A 15,834-nucleotide genomic window follows, 5' to 3' on the forward strand; every position below is an offset into this window, starting at 1 on the left:
CGATGCGTCTGCCACCGACCGTTCTCTTTCATCCGGACTTTAACCGTCGGCTTCGGAGTTGCACCGAATCTGCTGACCCTTCCCGTCAGTCAAAGACTTCTGGGAAGGCGCTCGCGGGCTTAGGCCTTTCGGCCCTTACCGCCGGTGGGGACTTTCACCCCGCCCTGAGAACATCGGCCGCCCGGGATTGAGCGACCTGAACGGAAATATGGCGCCGGTCCGGGGCCGCAAGCAAGCCTGTTCCGCAGCAAAAACCGCATGGTCCCATGCCGCCAGGGCGGTGCGGCCCTCGCACGGCGGAATTAACGATTGGATTCCGGTTTGTTCTCAATCGTTAACAATTGTGGCCGAGATGAGCTGTGGACGAACGAGTCATGGCTTGTGGACGGACTCGCGACCCAGTTGCGCAGATTCCGCAAATCACATCAGTTGATCCGCGACAAGCCCGCGCTGATCCCGGGACCTCAACAGCGACTCTCAGGGGTCGCCTTGAGCGAAATTGAGGGAGCGCGCGCCGGACCAACCGCGTGCGTATCAAAGACAACAAGAAGGCAAGAGGTCGAGACGGCATGTCCCTGCTCGAAGGTACCATCGATTCCCGAAATCACCCGCTTGCGGTGGTCGAGGATATCGCTGCCAGCAACAACTGGCCGTTCGAACGCTCCGGCGAGGACGAGCTGACCATTGTCTCGAAGGGACAATGGACCGACTACCAGATCTCCTTCACCTGGATGGGTGAGATCGAGGCGCTGCATCTGGCCTGCGCTTTCGACATGAAGATTCCGGCCGCGCGGCGGGGCGAGGTGCAGAAGCTCGTTGCCGCGGTCAACGAGCAATTGTGGATCGGCCATTTCGACCTCTGGACCAACACCGGCATGATCATGCACCGTCAGGCCCTGGTGCTGCCGGGTGGCCTCACCGCCTCGACCGCGCAATGCGAAGCCATGCTCGCCGGCGCGATCCATGCCTGCGAGCGCTACTACCCGGCGTTCCAGTTCGTGGTGTGGGCAGGCAAGACCACCGCACAAGCCATGGACGCGGCGATGTTCGATACGGTGGGCGAGGCGTAGGGCTGCCCCTAATGTGGTGAGGGACGGACAACTCGTTCCTCATCGTCGTCCTGGCGAAGGCCAGGACCCATACCGCGTGATTTCTCCGTTTTGCGCGACGCTTGTTGCTCTGCCCTCCATCTACTAGAACCAGCCGGGGCAATGGGTCCTGGCTTTCGCCAGGACGACGGCGGATTTTGTGGCAACAACGATGGCAAACAGCACTCTCCAAAACATCACCGGCACCATCCTGCTTGCCGGCGCCGGCAAGATGGGCGGCGCGATGCTGACCGGGTGGCTGGCCGGCGGGCTCGATCCGCGCCGTGTCGCCGTGGTCGATCCGCACATCTCGCCCGATATCTCTGCGCTGGCCGCCAGGGGCGTTGCGCTCAATCCCGACGTGATGGCGGCAGGCTTTGTCGAAACGCTGGTCGTTGCCGTGAAGCCACAGATGTTTCGCGAGGCCGGCGCGACGCTGAAACCGTTCGTCTCGGACAAGACGTTGGTGCTCTCGATCATGGCGGGAACCACGATCGCCGCGCTCGAGGAGGTCTGTGGCGGCGCCGTGGTGCGCGCGATGCCGAACACGCCGGCTGCGATCGGCCGCGGCATCACGGTCGCAGTCGCCGCGAAGAACGCCAGCGCCGCGCAGCGCACGGTCGCCGACGCACTGCTGCGCGCCACCGGCCCGGTCGAGTGGGTCGAGAACGAAGGCCTGATGGATGCGGTGACCGCCGTGTCGGGCTCGGGCCCGGCCTATGTGTTCCTGCTCGCCGAAGAGCTCGCGCGCGCCGGCGTGGAAGCGGGATTGCCCGAAGCACTCGCGACCAAGCTTGCGCGCGAGACGGTCGCGGGCTCCGGCGAGCTGCTGCACCAGTCGGATCTTCCCTCCGCCACGCTGCGCCAGAACGTCACCTCGCCCGGCGGCACCACCGCAGCAGCGCTTGGTGTGCTGATGGGCGAGCCGGGCCTGCGCGATCTGATGATCCGCGCGATCGCGGCGGCGACGAAGCGGTCGAAAGAGCTTGCGAAGTAACCAGGTGCCCAGGGTGGGTTAGGCGAAGCCGTGACCCACCTCTCCTATTTTCCGCGGAGGTAGAAGCGGTGGATTACGCCTTCGGCTAATTCACCCTACGGCATCGCGCCCTTGGCTATGCGCCCAGCCGCTTGTTGAACATCTCGACATTGACGAGACCGCGCGCATGGCGGCCTTCGCCGAGCTTGCGCGTGCCTTCGAACGCTTCGACCTCGAAGCGGATGACGCGGCGCTCGACGGCGATTACTTTCGCCGTGGTTCGTACCGTCGCGCCAACCAAAGCTGCCGCGAGATGGCGAATATCAACCTCGGTACCAACAGTGACCCAGCCCGGCTGCAGCGCGATGCGGATCGCATCGCCCGACGTCATCTCCATTTCGAGGATCATCATCGGGGTCGCGTAGACCATGGGCATGCCGGGCACGAAATGCCCGACCGTACGCTCGGCCGGCACCACCAGCGTGCGCTCGGCGCTCATACCGATCTTGATGAAATCGCGTGCGTCCATGGGGGCCAACCTCGTCGTCCTGGACAAGCGAGCAAAGCGAGCGCCGATCCAGGACCCATTACCCCGACTGCTTGTCGTTCGCGCGGTCTAAACCACGACTGCCGCAACAACTGCCGCTTGGGGTAATGGGTCCTGGCTTTCGCCAGGACGACAGTTGCGTTTGCAGTTACAGCCTTACTTATTTCTTCGCCGCCGCGCGCTCCACGAACGTCTTGCCGCCCTTCATCTTGTGGCGGAGTGGGGCTTCGTTGATCTGGATGACGACGGCATCGGCGTCGACGCCGAGATTCTTCACCAGTGCCTGCGTGATGTCGCGCATCATGCCGGCCTTCTGCTCGTCGGTGCGGCCTTCGGCCATGCTGACGGTGATCTCAGGCATTGTCTTCTCCCTGCTGCTGTCGCCATGGCCGGGCTTGTCCCGGCCATCCACGTTCGCTCCCATCAAACAGGACGTGGATGCCCCGGACAAGCCCGCGCATGACAGCGTTAGCGAATGGCTAGCCCCAGCTCACGTCATGGCGCGCGAGGACCTCGCGGACTTTGGCAACGAGATCGGCCTCGCTGCAGGAGAATTGGGCGGGGCGCGTCTCCCGCCATTCCTGGTTGGAGGCGATCGCGGCGGCGGCCTTGGCGCCTTCGATGAGATCCTTGATCTGGAGCTCACCGCGGGCCTTTTCATCCGAGCCCTGGATGATCACGCAAGGCGAGTTGCGGCGATCGGCATATTTGAGCTGGTTGCCCATGTTCTTGGGATTGCCGAGATAAAGCTCGGCGCGGATGCCCGCGCTGCGCAAGTTGGCAACCATCTTCTGGTAGTCGGCGACGCGGTCGCGGTCGAACACGGTGACGACGACGGGGCCAACTTCTCGCCGCGTATCAAGCTTGCCGAGCAAAGTCAGCGCTGCCTGGAGCCGCGACACGCCAATCGAGAAACCGGTCGCCGGCACCGGCTCGCCGCGGAAGCGGGAGACGAGACCATCATAACGACCGCCGCCACCGACCGAGCCGAAGCGCACCGGACGGCCCTTCTCGTCCTTGGTGTCGAGCAGCAGTTCGACCTCGTAGACGGGACCTGTGTAATATTCGAGACCGCGCACGACGGAGGGGTCGATCTTGATGCGGTCCGCACCGTAACCCGACGCGGTCACGAGCTTGGCGATCTCTTCGAGCTCGCTGACGCCGGCCTGACCGACTTCACTCTTGGCAAGGTAGGTTTCCGCAGCCGCAATGGCTTCTTTCCAATCCTCGCGCGGCCTGGTGATGGCCAGAACGACGTCAGCCTCCGCCGCGCTGAGGTTGGCGCCCTTGGTGAAGTCGCCCTTGCCTTCCTCGCCGCCGTCCCATCGTCCGGGGCCGAGTAGCTTGCGCACTTCGTCAGCGGAAAATTTGTCGAGCTTGTCGATCGCGCGCAGCACGATCAGCCGGCGGCCTGCATTCTCCTCACCCGCGAGCCCGATGGCTTCGAGAACGCCGTCGAGCACCTTGCGGTTATTGACCTTCACGACGTACTGGCCGCGCGCAACGCCCAGCGCTTCCATCGTATCCGCCGCCATCATGCAGATCTCGGCATCCGCCGCCGGCGTCGCCGAACCGACCGTGTCGGCGTCGAATTGCATGAACTGGCGGAAACGGCCGGGGCCGGGCTTCTCGTTGCGGAAGACGTAGCCGACGCGGTAGCTGCGATAGGGCAGGACGAGACCGTCGGTGCCGTAGCGCTCGCCGACGTAACGCGCCAGCGGCGCGGTCAGGTCGTAGCGCAAGCTGATCCACTGCTCGTCATCGTCCTGGAACGAGAACACGCCCTCGTTCGGGCGATCCTGGTCGGGCAGGAACTTGCCGAGCGCGTCGGTGTATTCCATCGCCGGCGTCTCCACCGGCTCGAAACCGTAGAGCTCGTAGACGGCGCGGATCTTCTCGACCATCTCGCGCGTCGCCCGGATCGCTGAGGGGTCGCGATCCTCGAGCCCGCGCGGCAGCCGCGCCTTCAGTTTCTGGGGTTTTTTGGGTTTTTCGGCCATGCGGGCGTTTACCAGCCGACGCGCGATGCGGCAACTGCCGCCTGATGGCGTTCCCCGGATGCTGCGCAGCGCGCCGCATCTTGGCGGCGTGGTGCGCTGCTGATCCGGGGGCCCGGCAACTTGCATTCCGGGTCCCGGCTCACGCTTCGCGCGTCCGGGACAGGAGAGATCAAAACACCTTGCGGATCCAGTTGTGCGGATCGTTGGTGCGGCCGTACTGGATGTCGACGAGCTGCTTGCGCAGGCCCATGGCAACGGGGCCGGCGACGCCGCCCGAGATCTCGAAGTCGCCGCTCACCGAGCGCACCTTGCCGATCGGCGAGATCACGGCGGCGGTGCCGCAGGCGAACGCTTCCTTCAGTCGGCCCGAGGCCGCATCCTTGCGCCACTGGTCGAGCGAGTACGGCTCCTCGCGCACGGTCTTTCCAGCGTCGCGGGCGAGCGCGATGATGGAGTCGCGGGTGATGCCGGGCAGGATGGTGCCGAGCGGCGGTGTCGAGAGCGAGCCGTCGTCGAACACGAAGAACACGTTCATGCCGCCGAGCTCCTCGATGTAGCGGCGCTCGACCGCATCGAGGAACACGACCTGATCGCAGCCATGCTGGATCGCCTCGGCCTGCGCCCGCAGGCTCGCCGCGTAATTGCCGCCGCATTTGACGGCGCCAGTGCCCCCGACGGCAGCGCGCGTGTAATTCTCCGAGACCCAGATCGAGACAGGCGCGGGGCCGCCCTTGAAGTAGGAACCAACGGGCGAAGCGATCACCGCAAAGATGTATTCAGACGAGGGCTTGACGCCGAGGAAGGTCTCGCTCGCGATCATGAAGGGCCGCAGGTAAAGGCTGCCCTCGCCGCCCGGCATCCAGGCACGATCGATGCGCACGACCTGCTCGACCGCCTCGATGAAGACGTCCTCCGGCAATTGCGCCATCGCCATGCGATCGGCGGAATCCTTGAAGCGGCGTGCATTGGCATCGGGCCGGAACAGGTTCACGCCGCCGTCGTCACGCTTGTAGGCCTTCAGACCTTCGAAAATCTCCTGGGCGTAGTGCAGGACCGCGCCGGCCGGATCGATCTGGAAGTTGGCGCGCGCCTCGATCTTCGCCTCGTACCAGCCGCCCTTGGCCTGGTTGTAGCGAACGATCGCCATGTGATCGGTGAAGACGCGTCCGAAACCGGGGTCCACCAGCTTGGCGACGCGGTCCTTCTCGGGCGTTGGATTGGTTGCGGGCTGGATGTCGAATTTCATGCTCATGTCCTTGCCTCCCGCTGCCGGTGGCGGCGCTGTTTCTCGCGCCCCCCTGCCCGTTTTCGGGCCGGCTGGCTTGATGTGGTTTCTGGCCGAACCACCGCCAGCCTTGTTACGGCCGGTTTCCGTGGCCAGCATGTCCTCGGCAGGACATGCTTTTGCGGAAGGCGGAAGTCCAGTATGTTTTGCCGAAATGCCGCTCGACAATCGCACGGTAGATCTGATCCGGCCGTCGCCGCCTGTCCGGCTTCTCTCCGGCCGCTGTCAGAAAGCCACCCGATGCGAAACGATCTAAAATTTCGTACGGGCTGATCGTTTTGTAACATTGAACCCAAGATACGTCAATATGCCTGACATAAATTTCGCAACTCCCTCTCAAGACGTTGCCGAGCCGCGGCCGGCAGCAGGTGAAGGAGGCAATTTGCGCTGGGATATCATCGAGCTGCTGTTCTTCGCCTATCGCGACTTCGTCGGGGATCCCGACCAGGAGCTGGAGGCTTTCGGCTTCGGCCGCGCTCATCACCGGGTCATGCATTTCGTCTACCGCTATCCGGGCCTGAAGGTCGCCGACCTGCTCGACGTGCTCCGGATTACCAAGCAATCGCTCGGCCGGGTGCTCAAGCAACTGCTGGACGAGGGCTATATCGTGCAGAAGACCGGTGACAATGATCGGCGCCAGCGCCTGCTCTACGCCACGCCCAAGGGCGAGGCGCTGGTGCAGAAGCTCGCCGGCCTTCAGACCACGCGGATCACCAAGGCGCTTGCCGAGATGGCACCTGATGATGCCGAGACGGTCAAGCGCTTCCTGCGCGCAATGATCGACCGCGACGATCCGGACAAGGTGCTGGAGACGATCTTCGCCACCAATCAAGCCTCGAAGGAGTGACGGTGCCGCTCGCTGCCACGCTCGCCCGCCCGCCGGCGCAACCCGCCGACGACGCCCCGCATCTGCTGCTGGTCGACGACGACCGCCGCATCCGCGATCTGCTCTCGCGGTTTCTCGCGGCCGAAGGTTATCGCGTCACCACCGCCGCCAGCGCGGGCGATGCTCGCGCGAAACTGCTCGGACTGCATTTCGACCTGCTGATCCTCGACGTGATGATGCCCGGCGAAACCGGCTTCGATCTCGCCCGCTTCATCCGCACATCCTCCTCGGTGCCGATCTTGATGCTGACCGCGCGCCATGAGGCCGAGGCCCGCATCGAGGGCCTGCAGATCGGCGCCGACGATTATGTCGCAAAGCCGTTCGAGCCGCGCGAGCTGGCGCTGCGCATCAACAACATCCTCAAGCGCGCCGCACCGCCGGTCCAGGCCGCCGCGGTGGAGAAGATCGCGTTCGGCCCGTACGTCTATCACCTGGATCGCGGCGAGTTGCGCCAGGGCGAGGAGGTCATTCACCTCACCGACCGCGAGCGCGAGATGCTGCGCATTCTTTCGGAGACGCCGGGCGAGACCGTGCCGCGCAGCGCGCTGACGGGCAACGGTAGCGTCAACGAGCGCGCCGTTGACGTGCAGATCAACCGTCTCAGGCGCAAGATCGAGACCGATCCCGCCAATCCGCTGTTCCTGCAAGCCGTGCGCGGCATCGGCTACCGGCTGGTAGCCTCGCCATAGACCAGTGAAGCGCGCTAGATGAGCACGATCGACACCGGCCTGACGCTGCTGAAAAGTGCAGCCGGGCGCGTCTCTGCCGTCAATGGCTGGATGGGCAATGCGTTCAAGGGCTGGATGCCGACCGGCCTGTATGCGCGCGCATTGCTGATCATGATCGTGCCGATGGTGATCCTGCAATCGGTCGTCGCCTTCGTGTTCATGGAGCGGCACTGGAACACGGTGACGCGCCGGCTGTCGGCTGCGGTGGTGCAGGACATCGCCGCGCTGATCGACGTCTACAAGGGCTATCCGCAGGACAAGGATCGCGACCAGATCCGCCGCATCGCGCAGCAACGTCTCGGCCTCGTGGTGGACTTCCTGCCGGCCGGCGACATGCCGCCGCCGGGACCAAAACCGTTCTTCTCGCTGCTCGACCAGACGCTGTCGGTGCAGCTCGGCCGCCAGATCGGACGCTCGTTCTGGATCGATACGGTCGGTCGTTCCAACCTCGTCGAGATCCGCATCCAGCTCGACGATGCCGTGATGCGGGTGTTCGCACAGCGCAGCGCGGCTTACGCCTCGAACTCGGAGATTTTCCTGTTCTGGATGGTCGGCACGTCCTCGATCCTGCTGATCGTGTCGGTGCTGTTCCTGCGCAACCAGATCAAGCCGATCCTGCGGCTTGCGGACGCTGCGGAAAGTTTCGGCAAGGGCCGCGAGGCACCGAACTTCAGGCCGCGGGGCGCGCGCGAGGTGCGGCGCGCGGCGGGCGCCTTCCTCGAGATGAAGTCGCGCATCGAACGTGCGATGGAGCAGCGCACCGCGATGCTCGCGGGCGTCAGCCACGATCTGCGCACCATCCTGACCCGCTTCAAGCTCGAGCTGGAGCTGATCGGCGACAGTCCCGAGCTCGAGGGCATGCGCAAGGACGTCGACGAGATGTCGATGATGCTGGAGGATTACCTCGCCTTTGCCCGCGGCGATTCCGGCGAGCAGTCGCAACCGACCGACATGGCGCAGGCGCTCGAAGAATTGCGCAGCGACGCAGAACGCCACGGCCACATCGCGACCGTGACATTCACCGGGCTGCCCGTGGTGACGGTGAAGCCGGCCTCGTTCAAGCGCTGCCTCGCCAACCTCGTCACCAATGCCGCGCGCTACGGCAAGGCGATCGCCATCTCCGGCCAGCGCGACCACCGCTATCTGATCGTCACGGTGGACGACGACGGCCCCGGCATTCCCTCCCATTTGCGCGAGGAAGTATTCAAGCCATTCCTGCGGCTCGACAACGCCCGCAACCAGGACGAAGGCGGCACAGGCCTCGGGCTCGCCATCGCGCGCGACATCGCCCGTTCGCATGGCGGCGACATCACGCTCGGTGACAGCCCGATGGGCGGGTTACGCGCGAGCGTGCGGATACCGGTGTAGCTGTTCTTCACCTCTCCCCGTAAGAACGGGGCGAGGGAGCCCACCGACTTCCGTGCGACGACTGCACCTCTATTTCGGCAGCAGTGCCTTCAGCTTGTCGACGTCGCGCACGTTCATCTTGAAGCCGCCGGGCATCACGATGTCGCCGGGCTTCTGGTCCGGCTTGCAGGCGCCGAGCCATTTCGCTTCCAGCGTCATGGTGGTGTCGCGCCCCGCGGTGCCGGCGGCGCCGCCCTGGGCATGCGAGGAGGTCTTCACGGTGTAGGCCGAGTTGAAATCGCCTGATATCTCGGCATGCGAGGTCGTGGACATGCCGGCGACACTGCATTCGGAGTCGCTGACATAGCCGGTGGCCGTCTTCTTGACGTCCTGCTTGGAGCAGACTTGCTTGGCCATCGGCGAGATGTTGTTGCTCATCTCCTTGTCGACGGCCTCGTCGGTGCAATGCTGCATGGTCATCTCCGGCATCGCCGAGCCTGATCTGACCATCTTCATTTCCCAGAGACCGGCCCTGCGCACCGGCAGATCGTCGGCAAGGGCGCCACGCGCCGACAACACGAGGCAAACGGCTGATCCGAGCAAAGCGAGCTTGCGCGTCATGCGAGACTCCCGGCTGAGATGGCCAAGCTTTTTCTTCGGCGTGACCTTGTCGGCGTTCCGAAACGCCTCAATAGAGCGTGCGGATCGGCCGGTCGGCGGCGCCATAGGGCACCCAGCGGCAGGAAAACGAGATGTAGCCGCCTTCATAGGCCTGCACCGCGAGGAATTTCACCACCTTGCCGTAGCGCGCGCAATGATCGACCGCGACCTGACGCGCATCGACCTGCGTCGCCATCGAATAGGCGATGATGCCGCCGGTGTCGTTGCCCTTGAAGGGCGGCACCGGCAGGATATCGGCGCGCGCCGACTGGCTCGCCATCATCCCCGAGACAACCAGGCCGGCAAGAAGGCCCGCGGCCGCAATGATTCGCATTCCCGTCACTCCGATTGGTTGGCGCCAGCTTACGGTGCCGGCGCGGCGGTGAAAAGAACGGAAGGCCTCCCGGATGCGACGTTGTGATCAACTCCTGGCCGAGTGTTGCCGCGCTGCACTTGACCTCCTCCGGCCTTCGCGGCACCGTCCGACCCTCGCAGATCATGCTGTCTGGATTGCCCATGCGCGCCCCCTCCCTGAAATCGCTCCGCTTTGCCGCCGTTCTCGGCCTGACGTTCGGGGCGCTGTCGTTCGGCGAAGCCAAGGCAGCCAATCCGCTGGAGCTGAACTTCTGGCTGAGCGGGCCGCGTTACGATGGCAATGTCGCCGAATGCGACAAGGCGCTGCCGACGATTGCGACCCAGTTCGAGGAGAAGGAAGGTTCGTTCTGGAATTCGCCGTTGAAGATCACAGGCTTCGCGGCGGTTCACGAGACTGCCTTCCGCCCCTGGGCATCGGACAACATTCCGCGCCGCTACTGCACCGGCGAGGCCATGCTGACTGACGGCAAGGTGCGCCGCGTGCACTTCTCGATCATCGAGGATGGCGGCTTTGCCGGCTACGGCCAGGGCGTCGAATGGTGCGTGGTCGGGCTCGACCGCAACTGGGCCTACAATCCGTCCTGCCGCGCCGCCAAGCCCTGAACGGAAAAGCCCTGAGCCGAAGCGTCTGATTCGGCCCGACCAAGCAACTGGGCATCGGTTGCTTGAATTTTGTTCTTGAAATGTTCTTGTTGGCTGCTAGGCTGATTGCACAGTCTGGTTGAGGGGCGTCGCCATGTTTGATTTTAGATTGCAGTCATTCTCCCGTCTCGTGATCTCGCTGACCCTTGTCTCGCTGACCCTTGCCGCCGGACTGACCTCGCTGGCCGGCGGCGCAAAGGCGCAGGACAAGCGGCAGAACGCGCCCGGCGAATTCGATTACTATGTGCTGTCACTGTCGTGGTCGCCGTCCTTCTGCGAGGAAGTAGCAGAGCGCGGTCGCAGCGGCGGGCGCTCCAACATCCAGTGCGAGGGACGGCCCTATTCCTTTGTGGTGCACGGGCTATGGCCGCAATATGAGAGCGGCTTTCCGGAATATTGCCAGCGGCCCTCACCGCGGCTGAGTCGCAACATCGTCTCCTCGATGCTCGATTTGATGCCGGCGCCGGGCCTGATCTTCAACGAGTGGGACAAGCATGGCACCTGCTCCGGGCTCGACGGCCGCAACTATTTCGAGACGATCCGCAAAGCGCGCGCTGCGATCAAGATTCCGGCCGAATATCTTGACCTGTCGGAGACCAAGACCGTGGCGCCGGGCGACGTCGAAGAAGCTTTCATCAAGGCCAATCCCGGCCTGAGCAACGGAGCCGTCTCGGTGACCTGCAACCGGACCCGGCTTTCCGAGGTCCGCATCTGCCTCAGCAAGGACCTGCAATTCCGCGCCTGCGAGGAGCTCGAACGCCGCAGCTGCCGCCGCGACCAGGTGACGATGCCGCCAATCAGGGGCGGTTAGCCCCGTCATTGCGAGCGCAGCGAAGCAATCTAGACCGTCTCCGCGGAACGATTCTGGATTGCTTCGCTGCGCTCGCAATGACAAGGGGTGAGATCACACCCGACAACGTGGTCCGCCCCATGAACTACCGTCATGCCTTTCACGCCGGCAACTTTGCCGATGTCATCAAGCACATCGTGCTGACGCGCATCCTTACTTATTTGCAGGACAAGCCGGCCGCCTTCCGGGTTCTCGACACCCATGCGGGTGCTGGCCTGTACGATCTCGACAGCGACGAAGCGCGCCGCAGCGGCGAGTGGCTGACCGGAATCGCGCGACTGATGCAGGCGCGCCTCTCGAACGAGACAGTGGCGCTGACCAAGCCCTATTTGGACATCGTTCGCGCCTTCAATCCGAAGGGCGAGCTCAAAGTCTATCCGGGCTCGCCTCTGATCGCCCGCGGCCTGATGCGGCCACAGGACCGGCTCGTGGCCTGCGAACTGGAACCGAAGGCGCGCAAGGCGCTGATCGACGTGCTGCGGCGGGACGAGCAGGCGCGCGTCGTCGATCTCGACGGCTGGATGGCGCTGCCGGCTTTCGTGCCGCCGAAGGAGCGGCGCGGGCTCGTGCTGATCGACCCGCCCTTCGAGGCGAAGGACGAGTTCGAAAGGCTGGGTGAAGCCTTCTCCACGGCCTTCGCGAAATGGCCGACCGGTATCTATGTAATCTGGTACCCCGCCAAATCCAGGCGCGCCACCGACACGCTGGCGCAACTCGTGGCGCGCACGGCAGCCGCAGCAAAGACTCCGGGCAAATGTCTCCGCCTCGAATTCAGCGTCGCGCCGCAGCTTGATGGCGCGGCCCTCACCTCGACCGGACTTCTGATCGTCAATCCGCCCTACACGCTGCAGAGCGAGCTCAAGACAATCCTGCCCGAGCTGGAAATGCCGCTCGGCCAAGGTGGAGCTGCCAGATTCCGATTGGAGGTGCCAAAGGCCTAAACCGCCGGCATTCTTGGGAAAAATATGCAGTAGCGGTAGTCAATCTGCAAAGAACCGTATTATGCTGTTTCCGTGACTGGCTTTACGTTCCGCTTCCGCGAATGGTTGCGGCGGAGTGAAGGCCTAAGAAAGATCCCGTCGGACCGAAGGGTCCGCCCAAGGATGGCCAGCTCTCCCGGGCTTCGTAATGCCCGGTCATGTCGCGGCGCGCGTCTGCGTTGCGACGGAGGAGCAATGAGGGGGAGTTTCCCGATGGCCAATACGGGAACGGTCAAGTTCTTCAACGGCGAGCGCGGCTACGGCTTTATCAAGCCGGACGATGGCGGTCGCGATGTCTTCGTTCACATCACTGCAGTGGAGCGGGCGGGACTGAAGGACCTTGCCGAAGGACAGCGTATCACATTCGAAGTCGAACCGGACAAGAAGGGGAAGGGGCCGAAGGCGGTCAATCTCGTGATCCTTTCGTAGCGGACCTGCCCCAAAAGACCTGACAAAAAAAGTCCCGGCCGCGCGCGGCCGGGAGGCTATGGTCCGGTATTTTCTTATTTCGCTATCAGAAGTGATAGTTCACGCCTGCGCGGACGACGCTGGCGCTATAGCCGTTTGACACGCCCGTAATTGCGAACTGGCTCGACGACAGATCGACGTAAAGATATTCGAGCTTCACGCTCCAGTTTGGCGCAAGGCCGACTTCCGCGCCGACGCCGGCGGTCCAGCCGGCCGTGGTGTGCGACTCGGTCCAGCCGAAAGTCTGCGCGCGCAACTCGCCGAAGGCGAGGCCCGCGGTGCCATAGACCAACACGTTGCTGATGGCGTAGCCGGCGCGGCCGCGCAGCGTGCCGAACCAGGGATTGGAGAACTTCCACGGCGCGAAGGTGTCATCGGCACCGGCGGCCTGGATGTCGCCCTCGACGCCGAAGACCCAGGGGCCATTCTGGAAATTGTAGCCCGCCTGCGCGCCGCCGACGAAGCCGGAGGGCTTTGCGGGATTGTTGCTCACCGAGCCCCATTCATAACCGAGATTGGCACCGAGATACGGGCCGGCCCAGCTATAGGCATTGAGCGGCTGATTGACCGTATAGGGCGCCCGCTGCCCGTAATTGAGATCGGCGGCCTCTGCCGAAGCCGTCCAGCCGGCTGCAACCAACATGGTCGCGCCCACAACCAGCCTCTTCATTCCACACTCCAACGCAACTGCCGTAACTGGACGCGCTGCCCGCACCGCCGCGCGAGGGCACAACCGCATGGTTACGGAACCACCACTTTTTCGCGTAAGATTTATCGAGAGTTTTAAGTTAAAGGGCTGTTAAGACCCGTTACCGCGCTGTTAACAGACTTAAGGAAGCGTTACCGGGAACTGCATGCGCCATCCTGTGCGTGCGGCACGGCCGGAACTTCAAATCGGTCTCCCCAGCGCCTAAATTCGCACCATGGTTCACGATTCCCCCGACAAGCCGGGCGAGGCACGCGCGCGCAAAGCGCCGCAAGCCGCGACAGACGCCCCGCCCCAGGAAGCGGTGCTGCCGGACCTCGATCCCGCCACCGGCGGCGACGACGAGGACGACGCGCGGCTGCCCGATATTCTGGAAGAGAGCGGCGCGATCGGCGACGAGCCGCTGGCGTCGGGTCACGAGGCGATCGAACGCGCGGTCCGGCTCGCGCCCACCTCGCCCGGCGTCTATCGCATGCTCAGTGCGAATGCCGACGTGCTCTATGTCGGCAAGGCCAAGAACGTCAAAAAGCGCCTGTCGAACTACGCACGCCAGAGCGCGCCGCTGCCGGCGCGCATCCTGCGCATGATCGCAGCCACGGTGACTGTGGAGATCGTCTCGACCACGACCGAGACCGAAGCGCTGCTGCTGGAAGCCAATCTGATCAAGCAGCTGCGGCCGCGCTTCAACGTGCAGCTGCGCGACGACAAGTCGTTTCCCTATATCCTGATCACCGGAGACCATTGGGCACCGCAGATCATCAAGCATCGCGGCGCGCAGACCCGCCCCGGGCGCTATTTCGGCCCGTTCGCCTCCGCCGGTGCGGTCAACCGCACCATTACGGCCTTGCAGCGCGCGTTCCTGATCCGCTCCTGCACGGATTCCTTCTTCGAGAGCCGCACCCGGCCCTGCCTGCTCTACCAGATCCGCCGCTGCGCCGGCCCCTGCACCCGCGAGATCGATTTCGGCGGCTACGCGACGCTGGTGCGCGAAGCGACCGACTTCCTGTCCGGCAAGAGCCATGCGGTGAAGCAGGAGCTTGCCGCCGAGATGGAGAAAGCCTCGGGCGAGCTCGAATTCGAGAGCGCGGCGCTCTATCGTGATCGCCTCGCCGCGCTGTCGGCCATCCAGTCGCAGCAGGGCATCAATCCGCGCACAGTGGAAGAGGCCGACGTGTTCGCCATCCACCAGGAGGGCGGTTTCTCCTGCGTCGAAGTGTTCTTCTTCCGCACCGGCCAGAACTGGGGCAACCGCGCTTATTTTCCGCGGGCGGAGAAGACCTATACGCCCGAGGAGGTGCTCGGGTCCTTCCTCGCCCAGTTCTACGACGACAAGCCGCCGCCGAAGACCATCCTGCTCTCGCACGAGATCGAGGAGAGCGACCTGCTCGCCGACGCGCTGTCGGTCAAGGCGGGCCACAAGATCGAGGTGACAGCGCCCAAGCGCGGCGAGAAGAAGGAGCTCGTGACCCACGCGCTGACCAATGCGCGCGAGGCGCTCGGCCGCAAGCTCGCGGATACTGCTACCCAGAGCCGGCTGCTCGACGCCATGGCGTCGACGCTGAACCTGCCGCATGCGCCCAAGCGCATCGAGGTTTACGACAACAGCCATATCCAGGGCACCAACGCGGTCGGCGCGATGATCGTCGCCGGCCCGGATGGCTTCGTCAAAAATCAATACCGCAAGTTCAACATCAAATCGGAAGGGATCACGCCGGGCGACGACTTCGCCATGATGCGCGAGGTGCTGGAGCGCCGCTTCAAGCGCCTGATCAACCCGCCCGAGGAGAGCGCGAACAAAACCAAGGACGATGATTTCCCGCAATGGCCCGACCTCGTCATCATCGACGGCGGCCGCGGCCAGCTCAACGCCGTCCGGGAGATCTTTGCCAATCTTGGCCTGACTCAGGTCTCCTTGATGTCGGTCGCCAAGGGCCCGGACCGGGACGCCGGCCGCGAGACCCTGTTCATGCCGGAGCGCGAGGCGATCAAGCTGGAGCCGCGCGACCCCGTGCTCTATTTCATCCAGCGCCTGCGGGACGAGGCCCACCGCTTCGTCATCGGCTCGCACCGCAAGCTGCGCAAGAAGGACATCCGCGAGGCCGGTTTGCAGGAGATTCCGGGCATCGGCCCGTCGCGCAAACGGGCCTTGCTGCACCATTTCGGAACCCTGAAGGAGATCGAACGGGCCTCGATCGCCGATCTCGGCAAGGTTCCTGGGGTGAGCGCCGAGAGCGCCCGCAGGATATTCGACTATTTCCATCCCCAGCCGGGGTGAACTAAAGGGGCGGTAGTCATA

At 64.2% G+C, this 15,834-nt stretch carries 17 protein-coding genes and 1 riboswitch; of the genes, 10 read left to right on the top strand and 7 right to left on the bottom strand.

Annotation, left to right across the window (positions count from 1 at the left end; genetic code table 11):
* Positions 1–16: 16 nt before the first annotated feature.
* Positions 17–176: riboswitch (FMN riboswitch) on the bottom strand.
* 393 nt (positions 177–569) lie between these two features.
* Together XH91_RS29915 and proC are read left to right on the top strand one after the other, a co-directional pair.
* Positions 570–1,070, top strand: a complete 501-nt coding sequence (locus tag XH91_RS29915) for a type III secretion system chaperone family protein (protein ID WP_128953928.1) — start codon at positions 570–572, stop codon at positions 1,068–1,070.
* Positions 1,071–1,260: 190 nt separating this feature from the next.
* Positions 1,261–2,085, top strand: coding sequence for a pyrroline-5-carboxylate reductase (gene proC, locus XH91_RS29920; protein WP_128953929.1), 825 nt, complete (start codon positions 1,261–1,263; stop codon positions 2,083–2,085).
* Between the two features lie 115 nt (positions 2,086–2,200).
* Here the strand turns inward: proC and XH91_RS29925 are convergent, their stop codons facing one another.
* The 4 genes from XH91_RS29925 to XH91_RS29940 form a co-directional block, all read right to left on the bottom strand.
* Positions 2,201–2,593, bottom strand: a complete 393-nt coding sequence (locus XH91_RS29925) for a thioesterase family protein (protein WP_128953930.1) — start codon at positions 2,591–2,593, stop codon at positions 2,201–2,203.
* 178 nt (positions 2,594–2,771) lie between these two features.
* Positions 2,772–2,972 carry a tautomerase family protein gene (locus tag XH91_RS29930; RefSeq protein ID WP_038971153.1) on the bottom strand — a complete coding sequence of 67 codons (201 nt, stop codon included), beginning with the start codon at positions 2,970–2,972 and terminating at the stop codon, positions 2,772–2,774.
* Between the two features lie 118 nt (positions 2,973–3,090).
* Positions 3,091–4,611 carry a histidine--tRNA ligase gene (hisS, locus tag XH91_RS29935; RefSeq protein ID WP_128953932.1) on the bottom strand — a complete coding sequence of 507 codons (1,521 nt, stop codon included), beginning with the start codon at positions 4,609–4,611 and terminating at the stop codon, positions 3,091–3,093.
* Positions 4,612–4,780: 169 nt separating this feature from the next.
* Entirely contained in the window at positions 4,781–5,863 is a 1,083-nt protein-coding gene (locus XH91_RS29940; protein ID WP_128953933.1) for a branched-chain amino acid aminotransferase, read from the bottom strand.
* 340 nt (positions 5,864–6,203) lie between these two features.
* Here XH91_RS29940 and XH91_RS29945 point away from each other — a divergent pair, with 340 nt between their 5' ends.
* Genes XH91_RS29945 through XH91_RS29955 form a run of 3 tightly spaced genes read left to right on the top strand, consistent with a single transcriptional unit; the run spans position 6,204 to position 8,878 of the window.
* Positions 6,204–6,743, top strand: a complete 540-nt coding sequence (locus tag XH91_RS29945) for a MarR family winged helix-turn-helix transcriptional regulator (RefSeq protein ID WP_128953934.1) — start codon at positions 6,204–6,206, stop codon at positions 6,741–6,743.
* The gene (locus tag XH91_RS29950) at positions 6,740–7,471 is read left to right on the top strand and encodes a response regulator (RefSeq protein ID WP_128953935.1); all 732 of its coding nucleotides are present in this window, start codon (positions 6,740–6,742) and stop codon (positions 7,469–7,471) included. Before XH91_RS29945 ends, XH91_RS29950 begins: the two co-directional genes overlap by 4 nt.
* 18 nt (positions 7,472–7,489) lie before the next feature.
* The gene (locus tag XH91_RS29955) at positions 7,490–8,878 is read left to right on the top strand and encodes an ATP-binding protein (RefSeq protein ID WP_128953936.1); all 1,389 of its coding nucleotides are present in this window, start codon (positions 7,490–7,492) and stop codon (positions 8,876–8,878) included.
* A gap of 69 nt (positions 8,879–8,947) precedes the next feature.
* Here the strand turns inward: XH91_RS29955 and XH91_RS29960 are convergent, their stop codons facing one another.
* Together XH91_RS29960 and XH91_RS29965 are read right to left on the bottom strand one after the other, a co-directional pair.
* A complete protein-coding gene (locus XH91_RS29960) occupies positions 8,948–9,478 on the bottom strand; it encodes a DUF3617 domain-containing protein (protein WP_128953937.1) in 531 nt (176 codons plus the stop codon).
* Positions 9,479–9,545: 67 nt separating this feature from the next.
* Positions 9,546–9,851 (bottom strand): hypothetical protein, encoded by a 306-nt coding sequence (locus tag XH91_RS29965; RefSeq protein ID WP_128953938.1) that lies wholly within the window; start codon positions 9,849–9,851, stop codon positions 9,546–9,548.
* Positions 9,852–10,033: 182 nt separating this feature from the next.
* Here XH91_RS29965 and XH91_RS29970 point away from each other — a divergent pair, with 182 nt between their 5' ends.
* From XH91_RS29970 to XH91_RS29985, 4 genes are all read left to right on the top strand, one after another.
* Positions 10,034–10,495: a hypothetical protein gene (locus XH91_RS29970; protein ID WP_128953939.1), complete on the top strand. Its 462-nt coding sequence runs from the start codon at positions 10,034–10,036 to the stop codon at positions 10,493–10,495.
* 133 nt (positions 10,496–10,628) lie between these two features.
* On the top strand, positions 10,629–11,345 hold the full coding sequence (locus XH91_RS29975; RefSeq protein WP_128953940.1) for a ribonuclease T2 family protein: 717 nt from the start codon (positions 10,629–10,631) through the stop codon (positions 11,343–11,345).
* Positions 11,346–11,464: 119 nt separating this feature from the next.
* Positions 11,465–12,325 (top strand): 23S rRNA (adenine(2030)-N(6))-methyltransferase RlmJ, encoded by an 861-nt coding sequence (locus XH91_RS29980; RefSeq protein ID WP_128953941.1) that lies wholly within the window; start codon positions 11,465–11,467, stop codon positions 12,323–12,325.
* Between the two features lie 252 nt (positions 12,326–12,577).
* A complete protein-coding gene (locus XH91_RS29985; RefSeq protein ID WP_027534220.1) occupies positions 12,578–12,793 on the top strand; it encodes a cold-shock protein in 216 nt (71 codons plus the stop codon).
* 85 nt (positions 12,794–12,878) lie between these two features.
* Here the strand turns inward: XH91_RS29985 and XH91_RS29990 are convergent, their stop codons facing one another.
* The gene (locus tag XH91_RS29990) at positions 12,879–13,502 is read right to left on the bottom strand and encodes an outer membrane protein (protein ID WP_128953942.1); all 624 of its coding nucleotides are present in this window, start codon (positions 13,500–13,502) and stop codon (positions 12,879–12,881) included.
* A 253-nt stretch (positions 13,503–13,755) separates the two neighbouring features.
* On the opposite strand from XH91_RS29990, the gene uvrC reads away from it, so the two are divergent.
* Positions 13,756–15,813, top strand: coding sequence for an excinuclease ABC subunit UvrC (gene uvrC, locus XH91_RS29995; protein WP_128953943.1), 2,058 nt, complete (start codon positions 13,756–13,758; stop codon positions 15,811–15,813).
* The last annotated feature ends 21 nt before the right edge of the window (positions 15,814–15,834 follow it).

The organism is Bradyrhizobium guangzhouense, from assembly GCF_004114955.1.
Lineage (GTDB): Bacteria > Pseudomonadota > Alphaproteobacteria > Rhizobiales > Xanthobacteraceae > Bradyrhizobium > Bradyrhizobium guangzhouense.

What these genes read in the sequence shown, in the direction of transcription:
- XH91_RS29915 (WP_128953928.1), top strand. Translation starts at nt 570, where the DNA reads ATGTCCCTGCTCGAAGGTACCATCGATTCCCGAAATCACCCGCTTGCG.
- proC (WP_128953929.1), top strand. Translation starts at nt 1,261, where the DNA reads ATGGCAAACAGCACTCTCCAAAACATCACCGGCACCATCCTGCTTGCC.
- XH91_RS29925 (WP_128953930.1), bottom strand. Translation starts at nt 2,593, where the DNA reads ATGGACGCACGCGATTTCATCAAGATCGGTATGAGCGCCGAGCGCACG.
- XH91_RS29930 (WP_038971153.1), bottom strand. Translation starts at nt 2,972, where the DNA reads ATGCCTGAGATCACCGTCAGCATGGCCGAAGGCCGCACCGACGAGCAG.
- hisS (WP_128953932.1), bottom strand. Translation starts at nt 4,611, where the DNA reads ATGGCCGAAAAACCCAAAAAACCCCAGAAACTGAAGGCGCGGCTGCCG.
- XH91_RS29940 (WP_128953933.1), bottom strand. Translation starts at nt 5,863, where the DNA reads ATGAGCATGAAATTCGACATCCAGCCCGCAACCAATCCAACGCCCGAG.
- XH91_RS29945 (WP_128953934.1), top strand. Translation starts at nt 6,204, where the DNA reads ATGCCTGACATAAATTTCGCAACTCCCTCTCAAGACGTTGCCGAGCCG.
- XH91_RS29955 (WP_128953936.1), top strand. Translation starts at nt 7,490, where the DNA reads ATGAGCACGATCGACACCGGCCTGACGCTGCTGAAAAGTGCAGCCGGG.
- XH91_RS29960 (WP_128953937.1), bottom strand. Translation starts at nt 9,478, where the DNA reads ATGACGCGCAAGCTCGCTTTGCTCGGATCAGCCGTTTGCCTCGTGTTG.
- XH91_RS29965 (WP_128953938.1), bottom strand. Translation starts at nt 9,851, where the DNA reads ATGCGAATCATTGCGGCCGCGGGCCTTCTTGCCGGCCTGGTTGTCTCG.
- XH91_RS29970 (WP_128953939.1), top strand. Translation starts at nt 10,034, where the DNA reads ATGCGCGCCCCCTCCCTGAAATCGCTCCGCTTTGCCGCCGTTCTCGGC.
- XH91_RS29975 (WP_128953940.1), top strand. Translation starts at nt 10,629, where the DNA reads ATGTTTGATTTTAGATTGCAGTCATTCTCCCGTCTCGTGATCTCGCTG.
- XH91_RS29980 (WP_128953941.1), top strand. Translation starts at nt 11,465, where the DNA reads ATGAACTACCGTCATGCCTTTCACGCCGGCAACTTTGCCGATGTCATC.
- XH91_RS29985 (WP_027534220.1), top strand. Translation starts at nt 12,578, where the DNA reads ATGGCCAATACGGGAACGGTCAAGTTCTTCAACGGCGAGCGCGGCTAC.
- XH91_RS29990 (WP_128953942.1), bottom strand. Translation starts at nt 13,502, where the DNA reads ATGAAGAGGCTGGTTGTGGGCGCGACCATGTTGGTTGCAGCCGGCTGG.
- uvrC (WP_128953943.1), top strand. Translation starts at nt 13,756, where the DNA reads ATGGTTCACGATTCCCCCGACAAGCCGGGCGAGGCACGCGCGCGCAAA.